The sequence below is a fragment of the Okeanomitos corallinicola TIOX110 genome, from assembly GCF_038050375.1.
Lineage (GTDB): Bacteria > Cyanobacteriota > Cyanobacteriia > Cyanobacteriales > Nostocaceae > Okeanomitos > Okeanomitos corallinicola.
Genome location: NZ_CP150886.1, coordinates 3284017 through 3301902, shown reverse-complemented (window position 1 = coordinate 3301902; position 17886 = coordinate 3284017). Strand labels below are relative to the sequence as shown.

Below are 17886 nucleotides of genomic sequence, written 5' to 3'. Positions count from 1 at the left end.
AGTCAGAAGTCAGGATCAATATAACTAATGACCAATGACCAATGACTAATAACTAATAACTACTTTTTAATGTTTTTGTAAATCAGATTTTGAGTGGGATCTAATTTGACATCACTTACATTTTTTTGAGCAAATACATAATCTTTGTTTTGCCAGAGGGGAATGTAAGGAACATCGGTTAAAACTTGATTTTGAATGTCAGAAAATATTTTCTTCCTCGCTTCTGGGTTTTGTTCTTTGCGTTGCTGATCAATGAGTTGATTCATTGTTTCACTGTAATAAAAAGAGCCTTGGGTTTGACTTCCTCCAGTTTCACAACCTTTTGCTTCTGAACCTTTTTCACAGGCTAAAAATGGCTGTACATAATTATCTGGATCTAAAAAGTCTGGATACCAATCTAGTAAAGCTATGGGGTATAGTCCTTTAGAAATTTCTTTAAAGAAAGTTGCCCCTTCGACGGTTTTTACTTCTAGTTGTAAGATGCCATCCATTTGAGTATCAGCTAAGGATTTTAAAGTCTGTGCTGCTAAACTGCGGGTGGGTGAACTTGCGGGATACCAAACTTGAATTTTGGCAGGATTTACTTGAGAAAAACCTGCGGTTGTTAATAATTTTTTCGCTTCTTCAAATTTACCATCACCATATTTATCTTTAAATAATGGTTGGGAAACATTAAATGTGGTAGGAATCATGCTGTAAAGTGGATCAGCTTGATTAAATAAAACTCTTTCATTTAAGAGTGGACGGTCTATTAATGATGCGATCGCCTGTCTTACTTCTGGTTTATCTAAAGGTTGTTGATTACGATTTAAAACCATATAGCTAACTACACTACCTTGAGCAGTGATAGCTTGCCAGTCTCCTTTTTTTGCACCTGCTTCTAAGCTTTTAATTTGATCTGGTTGTAAAGACAAATAAGCCACATCTACCGCACCAGTTTGAAAAGCATTAAATAAATTAACTGGGCTAGTTTGAATTTGGATATTAACACCTTTATTTGCTGGTTTTTCTCCCCAATATTGATCAAACACATCCAATCTTAAAGAATCTGTTCCATACTGGGCTAATTTATATGGACCAGTGCCTATAAAAGTATTAGGTTGAAATTTCCCAGCCCCAATTTCATAAGCTTGAGGAGAAACAGGACAGACTCCAGAAAATGCTAACAGTGAGGGGAAAGCCGCAAAGGGTTTTTTTAGTTTAATTGTTAATTCGTAATCCCCAGTAGCTTGCACAGAATCTACAGTATCAGACAATAAAAAAGATGGTTTACCTTTATTTTCGATAAAACGCTGAATACTAAATTCCATTGCTTTAGCGTTAAAAGGTGTACCATCATGGAAAACAACTCCTTCCCGCAAGGGAATAGTATATGTTAAACCATCTTCGCTAACTTTGGGCAATGCTGTGGCTAGTTGGGGTTTAATTTCTGTGCTACCTGGTTCATAGGTGTACAAGCGATCGCTCATGTTAAATACTAAACCCAAAGATCCTAATTCATAGGCATCAGCCGGATCAAGGGTTCTTGGTTTTGCTGTCGTCCCCAAAGTAATTCTGCCATCACCAGCAATTGGAGTAGTCGTTTGTTGACTAGGGGTACAGCTGACAGCCAGCAATAAACATAAACAGAACAAAGATAGAAATTTTGTTACTTTATTCCACCGTCTTATAGAAACAGAAAACCAGTTTATTACCATTAATTTTTTAAAAATCAGCAGTTAATTATTTTAGGATATGTAATCGGTTAATTATATATAATAGGACTATCTTTACAAAACATAGCACTTCACTTTTGTAATACTTGAGCCGCAGTTAACTGTAAAATACCTAAGATTAGCAGCGATATTTAAGCCACAAGCCAGGTAAATACATTTCAGGAGATGCTTGCAAAGCGTTCCAGGAATAGTTACACTTTTTAAAATATTCTCATTTTTGTTCAGCAATCCCATAGCCGCCTCAATAGCTACCTTCCAAAAGTGACAAACTCTAGGAAATTAAGCGATGACAGCGGCAAAGCATTGCTAAAACACAGGCTAATCTGTGGTAAAACTCAAGACTAGCAATAACAAAAACTCGGAGAGTTTTCTGAGTGGCGGCTTATCCCCCTCAGATCCTCAGTAAGAAAATTGCTTAGTAAACAAAACTAACTCATCTAGGAGGATTGTAGTCAATGGGACTACCCTGGTATCGAGTACATACAGTTGTCCTGAACGATCCAGGCCGACTGATTTCTGTACACTTAATGCACACAGCCCTAGTTGCTGGCTGGGCTGGTTCAATGGCACTCTATGAACTGGCTACTTACGATTCAAGTGATCCAATTCTCAACCCCATGTGGAGACAAGGGATGTTTGTACTTCCCTTTATGTCACGTTTAGGCGTAACTGAATCCTGGGGTGGTTGGAGCGTAACCGGTGGCACAGCAGTAGACCCCGGCTTCTGGTCATTTGAAGGTGTTGCTGCTGCTCACATCGTTCTTTCTGGTTTATTATTCCTAGCTGCCGTTTGGCACTGGGTATTCTGGGATTTAGAACTCTTCAGAGATCCCCGTACAGGCGAACCTGCCTTAGATTTGCCAAAAATGTTTGGCATCCACCTGTTCTTATCTGGTTTACTTTGTTTCGGTTTCGGAGCCTTCCACTTAACCGGTCTGTTTGGACCTGGGATGTGGGTTTCCGATGCCTATGGTGTTACCGGTAGCATCCAAGCAGTAGCACCAGAATGGGGACCAGCCGGGTTTAACCCCTTTAACCCCGGTGGCGTTGTAGCTCACCACATTGCTGCTGGTGTAGTTGGTATTATTGCTGGTTTATTCCACTTAACAGTTCGTCCTCCCGAAAGGCTCTACAAAGCCCTACGGATGGGTAACATCGAAACCGTACTTTCCAGCAGTATTGCGGCTGTATTCTTTGCAGCATTCGTAGTTGCTGGTACTATGTGGTACGGTAACGCTACTACCCCCATTGAATTGTTTGGACCTACCCGCTATCAGTGGGATCAAGGCTACTTCCATCAAGAAATTGAGCGCCGTGTACAAACTAGCGTTGCTCAAGGTGCAAGCCTATCTGAAGCTTGGTCACAAATACCTGAAAAATTGGCCTTCTATGACTACGTAGGTAATAGCCCCGCTAAAGGTGGTTTATTCCGTACAGGTCCAATGGTTAAAGGTGATGGTATTGCCCAATCTTGGCAAGGTCATGCAGTATTTACCGATGCAGAAGGACGTGAGTTAACAGTACGTCGTCTGCCTAACTTCTTTGAAACCTTCCCTGTCGTCTTGACCGATGCAGATGGAGTAGTCCGCGCTGACATTCCATTCCGTCGGGCAGAATCAAAATTCAGCATTGAGCAAACAGGTGTAACTGTTAGCTTCTACGGTGGTGATTTGGATGGTCAAACCTTTACAGATCCCGCTGATGTGAAGAAATATGCTCGTAAGGCTCAAGGTGGCGAAATCTTTGACTTTGATAGAGAAACCTTAAACTCTGATGGTGTATTCCGTACATCTCCCAGAGGTTGGTTTACCTTCGGTCACGCTGTATTTGCGTTACTATTCTTCTTCGGTCACATCTGGCACGGTTCACGGACAATCTACCGTGACGTATTTGCCGGCGTAGAAGCTGACCTAGAAGAGCAAGTAGAGTGGGGGCTGTTCCAAAAAGTTGGTGACAAGTCCACTCGTGTTCGGAAGGAAGCCTAATCCAGAATGAAGTATAAGGTATGAAGTTTTATTACTTCATACTTTCTTTCTTACTTGTTTGATCAACTAAAATTACTAGCTGTATAAGCAGGGAATCCTGATATGGAAAGCGTTGCATACATCTTGATCTTGACCTTAGCAATAGGTGTTCTCTTTTTTGCGATCGCCTTTCGCGAACCCCCTCGTTTTGAGAGAAAAGATAAAGACTAATTAGGGTGTCATTACCCGTATTTTCAGATAATTTAGCCTTTCATCCGTTGCCGCTAAATATAGTAGCAACGGATACCATTGGTGAGGTTTTTGCCAGAAATACTGCTGAACTACAGAAGATATACCATTTTAAATTTAAAGGCGAAATATGTTAGATTTATAATTTGGGATTCTAAGATAGTTATTGCATCAGCTTTTATTCATGCAATTTCTCCCTAGCTGGGTTAAATATAATTTGGTGTAACAACCCAAAAAATAGTGAATAACTTTTTGATATGTGATATAATATCCTATCTGGAAGTTGATATATGTGAACCTAGCACTTCTGAGCTAGGATAGACAAGGATGTAAGTGTAGACTTCTATAAAAAGCCCTCGCCTATACATCATTAACTGTGATAAAAACTTGACGGAGAATCGAACCAGGAAAAATCAGCATGGTCAATCAGAATTTAACCGCTACAGAAATTGGATTTACTCACGAAGATTTCGCTGCTCTACTTGATAAGTACGATTATCACTTCAGCCCTGGTGATATTGTACCAGGTACAGTGTTTAGTATAGAGCCGCGCGGCGCTCTGATTGACATTGGTGCGAAAACAGCAGCATACATACCTATACAGGAAATGTCTATTAACCGGGTGGATGCCCCGGAAGAAGTCTTACAATCAAACGAAACACGGGAATTTTTCATCCTCACTGATGAAAACGAAGATGGTCAGTTAACTCTGTCCATTCGTCGTATAGAATACATGAGGGCTTGGGAAAGGGTACGGCAATTACAGGCAGAAGATGCTACCGTACGTTCTGGTGTGTTTGCTACTAATCGTGGCGGTGCATTGGTAAGAATTGAAGGACTCAGAGGTTTTATCCCTGGTTCTCACATTAGTACCCGCAAACCCAAAGAAGAATTAGTAGGGGAAGAATTACCTTTAAAATTCCTAGAAGTAGATGAAGAGCGCAACCGCTTAGTTCTATCCCATCGTCGGGCTTTGGTTGAGCGGAAGATGAACCGCTTAGAAGTAGGGGAAGTCGTCATAGGGACTGTTCGCGGTATCAAACCATACGGTGCATTTATTGATATTGGCGGTGTAAGTGGACTACTTCATATTTCTGAAATTTCCCACGAGCATATTGATACACCACATAGCGTATTTAATGTCAATGATGAAGTGAAAGTAATGATCATTGACTTGGATGCAGAAAGAGGAAGAATATCTCTGTCTACCAAGCAGCTAGAACCCGAACCCGGTGACATGATTAAGAACCGTGATTTAGTCTATGATAAGGCTGAAGAAATGGCGGCTAAGTATAGGGAACAAATGTTAGCTAAACAGCAAGGTCTAACTGTTGCTCCAGCAGAAGAAACTGAAGTTGTTGAGGGAACTGAAACTGTGGAAACAGCAGAAACAGCAGAAACAGAAGTTCCAGTAGCAGCAGAAGCTCCAGCAGTGGCTGAAATTGTAGAAGCAACAGAAGCAGAAGCTCCAGTAGTGGCTGAAACTGTAGAAGCAACAGAAACAACAGAAACAGAAGTTCCTGTAACTGTTGAAGAGTAATACATAATTACCTGTATTTACTTGCAAATTAAGGTATAAAGTTGAAGAGGGTTTATCCCTCTTTTTTTGTACTAATTAAACTACTTATAAGAACTAATGAAGATGGTAACTATCAAATGTAAAGATATCAGCTTTTCAGATATTCAGGCAATTTTATTTGACAAAAATGGTACGTTAGAAGACTCAGAAACTTACTTGCGATCGCTAGGACAAAAAGCAGCTAGAATCATAGATGCACAAATACCCGGTATTGGCGAACCTTTATTAATGGCCTATGGTATTAACGGTGACAAATTAGATCCAGCCGGATTGATGTCTGTAGCTAGTCGTAAAGAAACAGAAGTCGCTGCTGCTGCATACATCGCCGAAACAGGTAGAAACTGGTTTGAATCATTAACAATTGCTCGTCAAGCCTTAGCAGAAGCGGATCAATATCTAAGCAGTAGTCTTTCACCTCTTTTTCCTGGAGTCTTAGATGTTTTCAGAACACTATCATCAGCAGGATTAAAACTAGGTATCCTCTCAGCCGCAACAACTAGAGATGTACAGCAATTTGTGATGACTCATCATTTAAGAGACTACCTACAATTAGAAATGGGAGTTGATGAAGGTCCAAGTAAACCAGATGCTATTTTGTTCTTTCAAGCTTGTCAAGCATTAGGAGTACAAGCAGGAGCTACTTTGATGGTAGGTGATTCTATTGGTGATATGCAAATGGCGCGTAATGCTAAAGCGGCTGGTACAATAGGAATTACCTGGAATGATAATTTAGATCATGTTCAAGGTGCAGATGTGGTCATTAATCAACTTAGTGAAATTCAAATTGTAGACGCATCTTTATATAGGGCTTTCTGAATTAATCTCAAAACATTATTGGCAAAGTAATCATAAAATTTAGATCCCCGACTTCTTTGATTAACCTTAGCATTGATGAGATTAATTATATTAGAAATCGGGGATGTGGATTGAATTACAAATTACTTATGCTGTAACTTTAACCATCACTTTTTCTACTACTTGTAATGCTTGATTTATATCTGTATCTGTGACAATTAAAGGGGGTACAAATCGGACGACTTTAAGACCAGCTGGTACTAATAATAAACCTTCATCCATGGCAGCTTTAACAACATCAGCAGCAGTTAACTGAGAGTCAGCCTTAATTTCCATCCCATTAATTAAACCCCAACCCCGGACTTCTGAAATATGGTCAGGATATTTACGAGCGATCATTTTTAAACCTTCCCGTAAATGTGCGCCTTGTTCTTGGACATTCTCCAAAATATTCTCTTTTTCCAAAGTTTGGCACACACTCAGCGCCACACCACAAACAAAAGGATTTCCCCCGAATGTACTGGCGTGTTCCCCTGGTTGGAAAACATCACAGAACTTTTTAGCCATCATTGCACCAATGGGAATACCGCCACCTAATCCCTTAGCACTGGTGAAAACATCCGGTTCTACTCCCAGGTGTTCATAACCCCATAACTTGCCACTGCGTCCCATGCCTACTTGTACTTCATCGAACATCAACAAAATGCCGATTTCATCACAAAGCTGGCGCAGTTTTTGGAAGTAAGCAACATCTCCAGGACGTACACCACCTTCTCCCTGTAGTGGTTCAATTAAGATTGCTCCGACACGATAATTGCCTTCATCTAATTCTGTTACAGCAGCCTCTACTGCGGCAATATCGTTATAGGGGACATAATGGAAACCAGGAACTAGAGGATCAAAATGCTTTTGATATTTTGGTTGTCCAGTAGCGGTAATAGTGGCTAGGGTTCTACCGTGGAAACTGGCGTTAGCAGTTAAAATTATTGGGTTAGCAATATCTAGGACAGTGTGAGCGTATTTTCTGGCCAGTTTAATTGCTGCTTCATTAGCTTCTGCACCAGAATTACAGAAAAATACCCGGTCTGCACAGGAATGATCAACAATCCATTTAGCTAATTCCCCTTGTTCGGGAATATAGTACAAATTAGAGACATGATGCAGTTTTTGGATTTGCCGATTTACAGCTGCCACCATTGCTGGGTGAGCGTGTCCCAAGGTGCAAGTAGCTATGCCGGCGACAAAATCCAAATATTCCTTACCTTGGGTATCCCAAACGCGACAGCCAGACCCTCTTTCTAAAGCCAGGGGAAAACGTCCATAGGTAGACATCACTACTTCATTAAAGCTATCTGCATCAAAGGGAGTAGATGAAGCAGAGTTGCCTTCTGGGTGGATCTCGGTTTGTTCAACTAGAGTTTGAAAACTCACTACCGCACCTCCTGAAAATCTTTTATATTAATAGTTACTAAAAATATAGTCAAATAAGTCAAATATTTCTAGTTTTATAAGACTCATACTTGAATGGACTAACTACAAGCTTTAATTATAGATTTCCATCCAATACAGAATTCCTAACTACTTTTAGTTGATCTGAAATCCATTACCTGAAATATATCATTAACCGTGAAATTTGACCGATAATTTTTTGATGCTACAGGAGCTTTTAGCGGTCAACTTTTAGCAGTCAGTGGTAAAAATCTTTTGTTGTCAGGCTTTTTGATTGAAGTTTGTACCTAATTTATCTGCTATATGCTGTATGTTTTGTGTTAAAACTCAATATTCCATTTATTTGTTTCATGGCAATATTTACAAATTTCTTCTTCTTTAAAAATCTGTGTATTCTACTTTAGAGCAAAAATACAAGCGCATTCAACAGGAATTGATGGCTGGGGCTGGGGCTTTAGTCTTGGTTCTACTCATTGGGACCTTGTGGTATTGGCTGGTAGAGGGTTGGTCATGGCAAGATGCAGCTTATATGACTGTTATTACTCTGGCGACTGTGGGATATGGTGAAACTCATCCTTTAGGTAGTCGAGGTCGGTTATTTACAATTGGCTTAATTTTAATGGGTGTCATTAATATTGGTTACATTGTCAATAGATTTACTGAAGCTATAATTGAAGGCTACTTTCAGGAAGGAATTAGACTCAGACAACAAAGGCGTTTAATGGAATCTCTTTTAGGACATTATATTATTTGTGGGTTTAGTCGGACTGGGCGACAAATTGCGAAGGAGTTTCGCTCAGAGAGTGTGGCTTTTGTGGTGATTGATGCGGATATGGAATCTATACAAAGGGCGCAGACGGAAGGTTATATTGCTTTTCAGGGTGATGCTACTTTGGATGATACTTTATTGAAGGTGGGGGTAGAAAGAGCTATTTGTATTGTGGCGGCTTTACCTTCAGATGCGGAAAATTTATACACAGTTCTATCTGCAAAAACACTTAATCCACAAATTCGGGCGATCGCTCGCGCCAGCACGGAGGAGGCTGTACAAAAACTACAGCGGGGTGGTGCAGATGCGGTAGTATCCCCCTACATTACTGGTGGTAAACGAATGGCGGCGGCGGCCTTAAGACCGCAGATTTTGGATTTTGTGGATGGGATGCTTTCGGGGACAGACCGACAATTATATATGGAAGAATTTTTATTAGAAGAGATGGCTTGTCCTTTTGTGGGTCAAAGTTTACAAATGGCTAAATTGCGATCGCAAACCGGGGCTTTAGTTCTAGCTATTCGTCGTAGTGATGGGAGTTTAATAGGTGGTCCGACTGGTGACACTGTTTTAATGTCAGGAGATACCCTGATATGTATGGGTACAGCGGAACAGCTGCGGAGTTTAAATAAAATTCTCGGCCCAATTAATTCTCAGCAACTAAGACGACCGAAAAACAGTTAGACATTGTGTTTTTGCGATTCTGTCCACCCGTGTAGAGGTGCGATCGCATTTGTTACCTGTGCAATGATTTCTGGTGGTGCTGCTGAGAGTAACACACTGGGATAAACCGCAGTACCCCACTCAGGATGAACTAAGACACAGCATTTATTTTTGATCACAGGATAATTTAGTAAAGCTTTAGCCACTGCTGTATCATCATGGGGGACATGGCCTGGATGAGAAAGTAAAGGATAACCAGTACGAGGATCAATTAAATCAGTTACGTAGCCGCGATCGCGCAAATTGAAAGCTACATCACAACCGAACCGCATAAATTTTTCTCTCAACCTTTCCTTTTCCCTTTCTACTTCTCCTGTTACTTCTGTCAGTGGGTATTTAGCTTTTTGTAAGACAACTACCACCCACAAGAATTCTTGTTGTTTCCAATCTGGTAATATCTGTTCGCAGTTAGCACAGATATACTGACTGGGGTTGTGAATAGAAATTTGGATAGCTTGTCCCATGTTGCCAACTAAATTAATGGGATAGCTGGGCTTGGATGTACAAACACTAGAATAGCTCACCACATTTTTTCTGTTTTTGCAAGTTAGTTATTTTCTTCCTTAGAGATGATGATAACTCGGAAAAGTTCTCAAAAATTATTAAAGTTTGATATGGAAATTTAGAGATGGACAGACTTGAGATTTTCGCAAAATTATGATCTGTGACAGTAGGACTGTTGATAATTTTACGTGGGGTTAGTGGTATTGGGTTAATTGAGTTTTAAAGAATTAACAGGTACTTCTTCCCAAGAAGTTACTATGCGTAACCTTGCCACCCAACCATCTGCTTTTTGTCTTTCTGTGAGTCCGTCCTGAAATGACTTGTGACAATCTTGTGCTTGATTCTGGTCACAACAAGCAATACAAGCGTAAATCATTCCCGATGGATCAATTTGTTCATTTACCCAAATATTCATATTTAATCCTCTGGAAAATTTGATCGTGAAATGTTGGTCAAATTATTATTGATGCTTTTAGCATACTATTTAACGGTGCTTTCGTTATTTTTATGGTAGAAACTAAAGGGATTTTATTGACAGTTTTGAACACGAGCAAAAAACAGGTGCATCTGCCAAACTAACCAAGATTTTACCCGCCAAGCTGCCATTGATCGGTTTTCTGTAGACAATTCTGGGGTGAATTTCACTCTACTTTGATCATAATTTAACCATTTGGCTGGTAGATGTCCCATCGGTGTTATTGGGGATAAATTAAAGGTTAATGCTTCATATTCTAGCCATTTTCCCTCTTTTCGCCAACCCAGGCGATCGCCTAATCTTTTTTCAGTTTCATAGTCTACTTGTCCACCCATTTCACTCCAGATAGTTTGTTGAATATTAAAACCAAAATAACCATAACTGTATTGTTCCCAAAGTTGATCCATAAGTTGAATATCTTGACAAGGAAAGTTATCAATATCTTCCTGATAAACTTCGTTCCAATAATTCTTACCCATGACTTTTAACATTAATTTAGCTGTTTCAATATCAGCTTCTTGCCACTTTTGCTGATGAAGAAGCTCCCTTAATGGTGTATAGTCAATATTTTGATTACTGATTAATTCTTGGGTTAAATCAATATTATTATTAACTAATTCCATTAATCCTGTTTCTTTTGCTGTTGATAAAGAAGTAGAGGGTAAGTTGGCTGCTGTTATACCAGGGTATTTTCTCTGATCAGTAATTTGTGTTGATATATAATTTGATATTAAATCAATCCCCTGTTCCAAAAAAACACTATTTTCTAGTAAATCAAAATTATGGTTGTTCCCATCCAATAATTGTGATTCTATAAAAGCATCTTCTAATCTAGATTTTTTGTCATAAATTTTTACCATGAAATCAATGAATTTTTGAGAAAACCCTTGATTCTTTTCTAAATCTAATAAATCAGATTGATAATTTAAAATGTTATCTCCTAAATTTTTAATATCTCCAACAATGGCATAAAAATATTCATCAACTTTGATTAATTCGTCTATTAATACTTGAAAAGGACTAAAATATTCTTGTAAAGATGTTTCAAAATTAATAGCGGTTTGGGCAATCTTCGCTATTTCTTGACGAACTTTCTGGGCTTTTCTTTGATATTCGTAAATCTCTTGATAAACTTCTAAGTCTTTAACTACTTTTTCAACTATTTGTTTCTGATTTTGGGTATCTTCTCCCAGTTTTCTAATTCCTTCACTAATCAAGCTAATTTTTTCTAAGGTTAAAAAATAAGCATTGCTTAATAGTAAAACAGCTTTGAAATTTTCTCTTTTCTCTGTTTTTAATTGCTCTAATATCTGGGGATTTTGATGGTTTTTTAATTCTAATTTACTTCTATCATCTTCTATTTTCTTGACTTCTAAATATTTTTGTTTAAATAATTTTTTTAAGTCTACTGTCAAAGTTAATAAAAAATCATGATAATTATTTTTATAACTCTCTAAAAAATCAATAATATGAAAATAGTCCTGAATAAATAATTTAACTTCATCCAAAACTTCTCCCTGTGTAATTTCTTTTTTTCGCTTAATTATGCCACCAAACCGATAATGATATCTGACACCTTCTTTAATTAATTGTTGGCGTTCTTTGATTTTTTGCTGAACTTTTTTGACACTATTATTTTTGAGGACTGGTAATTGATAGGTTTGTTCATAAATACTAATACTTTTATGAGTGATTAGTTTTTTCTGCTGTTTAATTAACATGATTCTGATTTTTAACAGTGTAAGGACACACCATTACTCTACCTTACTTAGCTGCTTTAGATAGCTTCCAGACTAAAACTTTCTCTTTTGCTGCTATCAGGTTCATGCCAATTTTTTCTAAAATTCGCTTTAAAGCTATATTATCTGGATCGCATCCAGCGGTAATTGTTTGCATAATTGGGTGAAAATGTAGCATTGTGAGTAATTTTGATGATCAATTCCTACCAGTGAGTAAGATTTCCGCGATCGCACTAGAAATTGGGAAATTTGGTGGATATACTTCCATCCAGAAAAACTCACCCACAGGATTAATTTCTAAGAAAACATAACGTCCATCGGGAGTGACAATAATATCAATTGCCCCATAATTTAAGCCAAAATGGGCCATTAGTTGCAGGAGTTTTTTCTCAATATCTTCTGGCAATTCATAAGGTTGCCAATTCTTGGCTAAGTTTCTTCCTTCTTTACGCCAATCATAGGTAGATCCTGATAAACTTTGAGAATCTACGGCAGCAGTAAATACATGATGTCCAACAATTGTTGTTCTTAATTCTACAGACTTGGGGATGTTTTCTTGGAAGGTCATAGGACAATAACACAATCCTTCCATATTATTCAAATCATCCTCTGTTACAGGACTGGTAAAAACTACCATTTCTTCGTTTTTATCACCATAAATAGCAAAGGAAGATAGCATTTTTGTGACTATGCCATGTTCTGGAAATTCAGATGCAAATTGTCTGACTGCTTCTGAATTATTAGATGTTAATGTCCGGGGAATATCTAATCCTAATTGCCTTGCTACTTGCAGTTGTAATTGTTTATGATTGGTGATATCAACATTGGACATTTTATCAAAATGAAAGGCTTTTAAACTGGCTATCATTCCCCTCACAGTCCGGCGACATTCTTCTACAGAAGCATCTCTAAATTGCTTTTCCATTGTTTGGGGAATTTTTGCCCCATAACGCATCCGCCGATACCAAACTGAGGAAACTTCACTCAAATCTAACTTGTTTTCACCATCAGTAATAATTACTTTTTCTGTATCACCACAATAAATATCTAGTTTTACTTCTGTGGGGTATCTATCGGTATCAAAACGAAAGGCTTTTTCTCCTCTAGCTTCTATTTCTTTGATGACTAAAGGAATGCTTTCATTATCTTGGCTAAAGGTGACTATTAGGACTGTCATAATAATTTTTCCCTAAAATTCGTTAATTTTTAGATCAAAGTTGAACGCAGATAAACGCAGATTGACGCAGATGGAGTGATCATAATTTGATCATAATTTCAGATGTTTTAGGAAAGAAGGGTATTGGCGATCGCATCGGCAATTGGTAAGTCTAAATCTCTCTCGATCATCCCCCATTCTCCTCCTGGGTTGACTTCTAAAAATACATATTCATCTGATGGAGTAACGATAAAATCTAATGCTCCATAGGACAAACCAAATTTACCCATGAATATTTGCAAACGACGTAAAATTTCGTCAGGTAGTTGATGGTGTCTCCATGCACCTATTTCTACTCCTGGTTTACGCCAGTCTGCTTTAGCATTTGCATAAACATCAGCTTCTAATGCGCCTACAAATACTTGACCATTCACATAAATTACCCGCAATTCCGATTTTTTAGGAATTTGTTCCTGAAAAACCATGGGACAATAACGCAATGATTCCGCATCTTGTAAGTCTTCTTCTTTGACTGTGCTGGTGTAAAAAAAGAAAGATGTTGCTTCCATGGTGCGGGAAAGAGCAGTTAATAATTTGCTCACCATTTTGCCGTTGACTTGTTGAAAAAATTCCCTTGCTGCTTCAGCTTTGTTGGTAATGAGAGTTTGAGGAATTTGAAAACCTACTTCTGATGCAACTCTGAGTTGTCGGAGTTTATCACTTGCTGCATCCATTCGTTCTAAATAATCTACCCAACGCGCTTCTCTGAGGCTATCCCAAAAACCATTTAAGGTGGCTTTTGATTCTCTAATACAAGCTTCTCGAAATTTAGGTGCTAATTCTTGACCAAATTGAGGTTCCCATACCCGACGCATCCATACAGCTTTAACTTGTTCGGTGCTGATTAATTGGTTGTTATATTCTAGGGTATGATAAGTTTTCGACTGATCAAAATGTGCTGTTAATTGCACTTCTAAGGGAAATTTATCTGTATCGAGACGAAATGGTTGCACTCCTTTTTTGGTTAAGGCTTCTGCAACTCTATCTATTGTGAAGAAATCACCACTATGGGTAATTAATAAAACAATGTCTTTGGATATGTGCATAAAAATCTTATCTACTCACTACTTTGTTCAACTCCTAAACCATCATCCACACCTTTGAACTTTTGTTGTAGCGGTAGGTAGAATCATCATCAGTCGTAATAGTCTTACCCATACTACCCTTACTTCTAATAGTATTAATTTTTAAGCCTGATAATGCTTGCATTTCTCGATGAGAAAGACCTCCAATTGTTGTGGTATCTGTAGATATTTCTAGAGTGTTCGTCGGTTCATTATTTACAGATTCATTTTCTATTACATCTATTTGTGATTCTGCATTTTCCGAAGACTCTGTGGTATCTGTGGATATTTCTAAGTTCGCCGGTTCATTATTTACAGATTCATTTTCTATTACATCTATTTGTGATTCTGCATTTTCCGAAGACTCTATAGATATTTCTGATGGAGTAAGAGATTCAGTGCTTGGTAAAACATCTATGGTAATTTCTGGAGTTTCCGCAGCATTATTGATAATTCCTTGAGCTTTTTGTTGATGATATTCTTTGACTGTTAAAAGTTGCCAACTAGAATCTTGGCATAATTCCAAAACCCATTCATGATAGTTGAATAAACTTTCTCTGTGACCAACACTAATAAATGTAGTTTTTGCTGCTTTTAATTGTTCATATAAATTACCTTCATTTTTTAAATCTAAGGCACTGGTAGCTTCATCTAAAATTGTAAAGCTAGGTTGAGTAACTAACAGTCTGGCAAATGCTAGACGTTGTTGTTCTCCTAATGAGAGGATATTTTCCCAAGGAACTTCTTTATCAAAACCATCTATCCGACTTAATAAATTTTGGAGATTAACTTGTTTTAAAACTTCCTCAATTTGGCGATCGCTGATCTTGCGGTCTATGCTGGGATAGGTTAATTGTTCCCGTAAAGTTCCCAAAATGATATAAGGACGTTGGGGTAAAAATAAGACTTCTTCTAAAGGAGGCCGGACTATAAGACCAGTTCCTGAATTCCATAAACCAGCAATCGCTCGTAACAGAGAACTTTTTCCGCGACCACTCGGACCAACAATTAATAACCCTTCTCCTGGTTGTACAGATAATGACAAATTTTCGACAATTAGCTGTTCATAGTTAGGAGTTTGTAAAGTCACATTTTCAAAAGCCAAACGCTTTTCTTCGATTGTATTAATTCTACTTAAATTTTCCGACTGTTCATTGACTTTATCTAAAGCATTAGCCAATGCTACTACACGTTCAATATAACTCGAATAACGTCCTGAAGTGGCAAATTCTCTGATTAACGTCGCTAAAGCAACGGAAAACAAATTACAAGCCATACTAGCTTGACTAATTTCACCAAAATCTATTTGACCTTGAATTTGTAAAGGTGCAAATACTAGAAATGGGAAGATTTGCAATACAGCTTGATATGCTCTATTAAATAAATCCTGGGTTCGTTCCCAATTAATTTTGCTTTTAGTATTTTGAATAATTTTATTAAATCGCTTTTGAATAATATTTAACTCTTGTTCTTCTCCCTGGAAAAAAGCAATAGATTCAGCATGATTGCGAATATGAGTTAAACTATAACTATAGTCTGCTGTAGATTTTAATTCTTCTTGCTGAATATTATTCAACTCTCGACCTAAATAACCAGCCACTAAATTACCTAATATAGTGTAAATAATGACAGCAATTGCTACCCATTTAGCCATACTCCAAAGAATGATCAAAAACGTAATCATTTCTAGAATTTTTTCTAAAAAAGTAGAGAGAAAATTCAGAGAATTTGTAGTTAGTGGTTCTATTTCTTGAGCTATTTGTTGATCTGGATTCTCAATATCGGATTTAAAATTTATTTTATAGTAAGCACGATTACTTAAATATTTAGAGACTATATAGTTGTTTAACCATTCATACCAGTCTAAAGCAATTTGTTTTCTGACATATTTAGAAAGTCCAAGAAAAATGGTAGTTAAGAGTAGAGAACCTACAAACAACCAGAGAATATCAAAAAATTTCTGTAAATCTTTTTCTTGAGTAAGAGTATCAAGTAAATTGCGGGTGATAAAACTATCTACAGCACTGACTCCCACAAGTCCTATGACTAGGATGATAAAGATAAATAGCATTACCCAAGAGCGAAGTACATCTGAAAATGCCCTAGTATTTGCTTCAGTAGGATACCAGTAGGGGCCCGTGATAGCTTTGAGACTTTGCCAAAGTTGATTATTAGATGAAGACTTTTCTTTTTTTGATTTTGGATCTTGAACAGTAGTAGCTTGCATTTGTTGAAAAAATGTTGATAATTTTTGTACTGATAAACTGTCAAAGTTGAATACCCAGGATTAAAAAGTTGAACGATGATTCACCCATAGTTTAACTCTGAGGCTGTAAATATTTTAAATTTCGATCTGTGGATTTCCACAGCAACTACTCAAAGATACCATCTTTCCAGAATTCTAAAACTTCGTTAGCTGTAAAATATCGCTCTTGTTCAGTTGCTAGTGATTTGATAATAGTCCGCATTTTCTCGTACTTGGTTCTGGGTTGAGGATTGTGTAATTGCTTTTCAAAGAGATATTGAAAGTTACTAACTCCACTCCATTTACCAAAGACGATATTTATATCGTTATGAGGGAATATAGCGTAACTCTGAGGATCACGAAACAAAGAATTAACATGAATACCTGATTGATGACTTTGTGCTGTTTGAGAATAAGGAGGTGCGGGACGAACTCCTAATTTTTCAATATAATTTGTCACATCAGCAAGAGCATCATAATTTATTCCTTCAACTTCAATACCAAAACGGATTTTTAAACCATTTAAAACCTGCTCAATAGCAACATTTCCCGCTCTTTCCCCAATTCCACAAAAAGTTCCTGATACTAAATTTGCTCCGGCTATGAGAGACTGGAGAGTATTTTCCAATGCCAATCCCATATCATTGTGATAATGTAACCCAAACTCTACTCCTGTAGTAGATTGAAGCAAATCATTAATCCAGATATAACTCTTTTCTGGATTTAGAATCCCCACAGTATCACATAGTAGAAAATGTTCAATATAAGGACTAAATGAACGAATACATTCTACTAAAAAATCAAAATCTGCTCTAGAAGCATCTTCAGCGGCAAAACCAACTTTTAATCCAGCGACTTTTGTTGCATAATGCAAATTTTCCACAATCAAATTAATAGCATCTTGACGAACTTTATTAATGATCTGCGGTGGAATATCATCATCAATGGTTTTACCTTCATATTCACTCATCAAGCGGACTTGAGGATTTCGCAAAAACAGCAAACGATCAGAAACAGCATGGAAGAGAACAATCCGCTTAACTCCGCATTCCTTAGCGTGATCAATGTAATTTTTGCCCATCATTGTATCAGCAGTAACTATACTATCCAATCCTGCTGATACTAAGGATTTGACTAACTCTGCTTCTTGTTCACACACACAAGGCATGATACACAATTCATGGACACCGGTTTGAGCAATTAAATGAGCTAATTTGTGTTTAGTTGGATAGGAGAAAAAAAGGCCTACTTGTTGTTCTCCATCCCGTAGAGTTGTATCAGAAATTTTAATTGGTAGAGTTTGCATTGTTTGATCCCATTTGCAGGTTTAAAGAAAGTTCAAAAAAATCAAAATTCAAGATTCAAGATTCAAGATTTTAAATTCAAGTGCGGAATGTAGG

General features: G+C 37.6%; 15 protein-coding genes. 5 read left to right on the top strand and 10 right to left on the bottom strand.

The window, feature by feature from the left end; translation table 11 throughout:
* Positions 1 to 59: 59 nt before the first annotated feature.
* Positions 60 to 1697, bottom strand: a complete 1638-nt coding sequence (locus tag WJM97_RS14315; RefSeq protein WP_353929471.1) for an ABC transporter substrate-binding protein — start codon at positions 1695 to 1697, stop codon at positions 60 to 62.
* Positions 1698 to 2170: 473 nt separating this feature from the next.
* Here WJM97_RS14315 and psbB point away from each other — a divergent pair, with 473 nt between their 5' ends.
* The 4 genes from psbB (at position 2171) to WJM97_RS14295 (ending at position 6323) form a co-directional block, all read left to right on the top strand.
* Entirely contained in the window at positions 2171 to 3700 is a 1530-nt protein-coding gene (psbB, locus tag WJM97_RS14310; RefSeq protein ID WP_353929470.1) for a photosystem II chlorophyll-binding protein CP47, read from the top strand.
* Positions 3701 to 3802: 102 nt separating this feature from the next.
* On the top strand, positions 3803 to 3910 hold the full coding sequence (locus WJM97_RS14305; RefSeq protein ID WP_353929469.1) for a photosystem II reaction center protein T: 108 nt from the start codon (positions 3803 to 3805) through the stop codon (positions 3908 to 3910).
* A 436-nt stretch (positions 3911 to 4346) separates the two neighbouring features.
* Positions 4347 to 5468, top strand: a complete 1122-nt coding sequence (locus WJM97_RS14300; RefSeq protein WP_353929468.1) for a 30S ribosomal protein S1 — start codon at positions 4347 to 4349, stop codon at positions 5466 to 5468.
* Positions 5469 to 5570: 102 nt separating this feature from the next.
* A complete protein-coding gene (locus tag WJM97_RS14295) occupies positions 5571 to 6323 on the top strand; it encodes an HAD family hydrolase (RefSeq protein WP_353929467.1) in 753 nt (250 codons plus the stop codon).
* Positions 6324 to 6449: 126 nt separating this feature from the next.
* On the opposite strand, the gene WJM97_RS14290 is transcribed toward WJM97_RS14295, so the two are convergent.
* Positions 6450 to 7733 (bottom strand): aspartate aminotransferase family protein, encoded by a 1284-nt coding sequence (locus tag WJM97_RS14290; RefSeq protein WP_353929466.1) that lies wholly within the window; start codon positions 7731 to 7733, stop codon positions 6450 to 6452.
* Between the two features lie 406 nt (positions 7734 to 8139).
* Here WJM97_RS14290 and WJM97_RS14285 point away from each other — a divergent pair, with 406 nt between their 5' ends.
* Positions 8140 to 9204 (top strand): potassium channel protein, encoded by a 1065-nt coding sequence (locus WJM97_RS14285; protein ID WP_353929465.1) that lies wholly within the window; start codon positions 8140 to 8142, stop codon positions 9202 to 9204.
* Here the strand turns inward: WJM97_RS14285 and WJM97_RS14280 are convergent.
* From WJM97_RS14280 to WJM97_RS14245, 8 genes are all read right to left on the bottom strand, one after another.
* Positions 9201 to 9770 (bottom strand): methylmalonic aciduria and homocystinuria type D protein, encoded by a 570-nt coding sequence (locus WJM97_RS14280; RefSeq protein ID WP_353929464.1) that lies wholly within the window; start codon positions 9768 to 9770, stop codon positions 9201 to 9203. The genes WJM97_RS14285 and WJM97_RS14280 overlap by 4 nt on opposite strands.
* A gap of 185 nt (positions 9771 to 9955) precedes the next feature.
* The gene (locus tag WJM97_RS14275; RefSeq protein WP_353929463.1) at positions 9956 to 10162 is read right to left on the bottom strand and encodes a glycogen debranching protein; all 207 of its coding nucleotides are present in this window, start codon (positions 10160 to 10162) and stop codon (positions 9956 to 9958) included.
* Positions 10163 to 10275: 113 nt separating this feature from the next.
* The gene (locus WJM97_RS14270) at positions 10276 to 11943 is read right to left on the bottom strand and encodes a GUN4 domain-containing protein (protein WP_353929462.1); all 1668 of its coding nucleotides are present in this window, start codon (positions 11941 to 11943) and stop codon (positions 10276 to 10278) included.
* Between the two features lie 43 nt (positions 11944 to 11986).
* Positions 11987 to 12118 (bottom strand): hypothetical protein, encoded by a 132-nt coding sequence (locus WJM97_RS14265; RefSeq protein ID WP_353929461.1) that lies wholly within the window; start codon positions 12116 to 12118, stop codon positions 11987 to 11989.
* A gap of 39 nt (positions 12119 to 12157) precedes the next feature.
* Entirely contained in the window at positions 12158 to 13138 is a 981-nt protein-coding gene (locus WJM97_RS14260; RefSeq protein WP_353929460.1) for an MvdD family ATP-grasp ribosomal peptide maturase, read from the bottom strand.
* A 107-nt stretch (positions 13139 to 13245) separates the two neighbouring features.
* Positions 13246 to 14223, bottom strand: coding sequence for an MvdC family ATP-grasp ribosomal peptide maturase (locus WJM97_RS14255; protein WP_353929459.1), 978 nt, complete (start codon positions 14221 to 14223; stop codon positions 13246 to 13248).
* 34 nt (positions 14224 to 14257) lie between these two features.
* Entirely contained in the window at positions 14258 to 16468 is a 2211-nt protein-coding gene (locus WJM97_RS14250; RefSeq protein WP_353929458.1) for an ATP-binding cassette domain-containing protein, read from the bottom strand.
* Positions 16469 to 16613: 145 nt separating this feature from the next.
* Entirely contained in the window at positions 16614 to 17792 is a 1179-nt protein-coding gene (locus WJM97_RS14245) for a 2-isopropylmalate synthase (protein ID WP_353929457.1), read from the bottom strand.
* Positions 17793 to 17886: the final 94 nt, after the last annotated feature.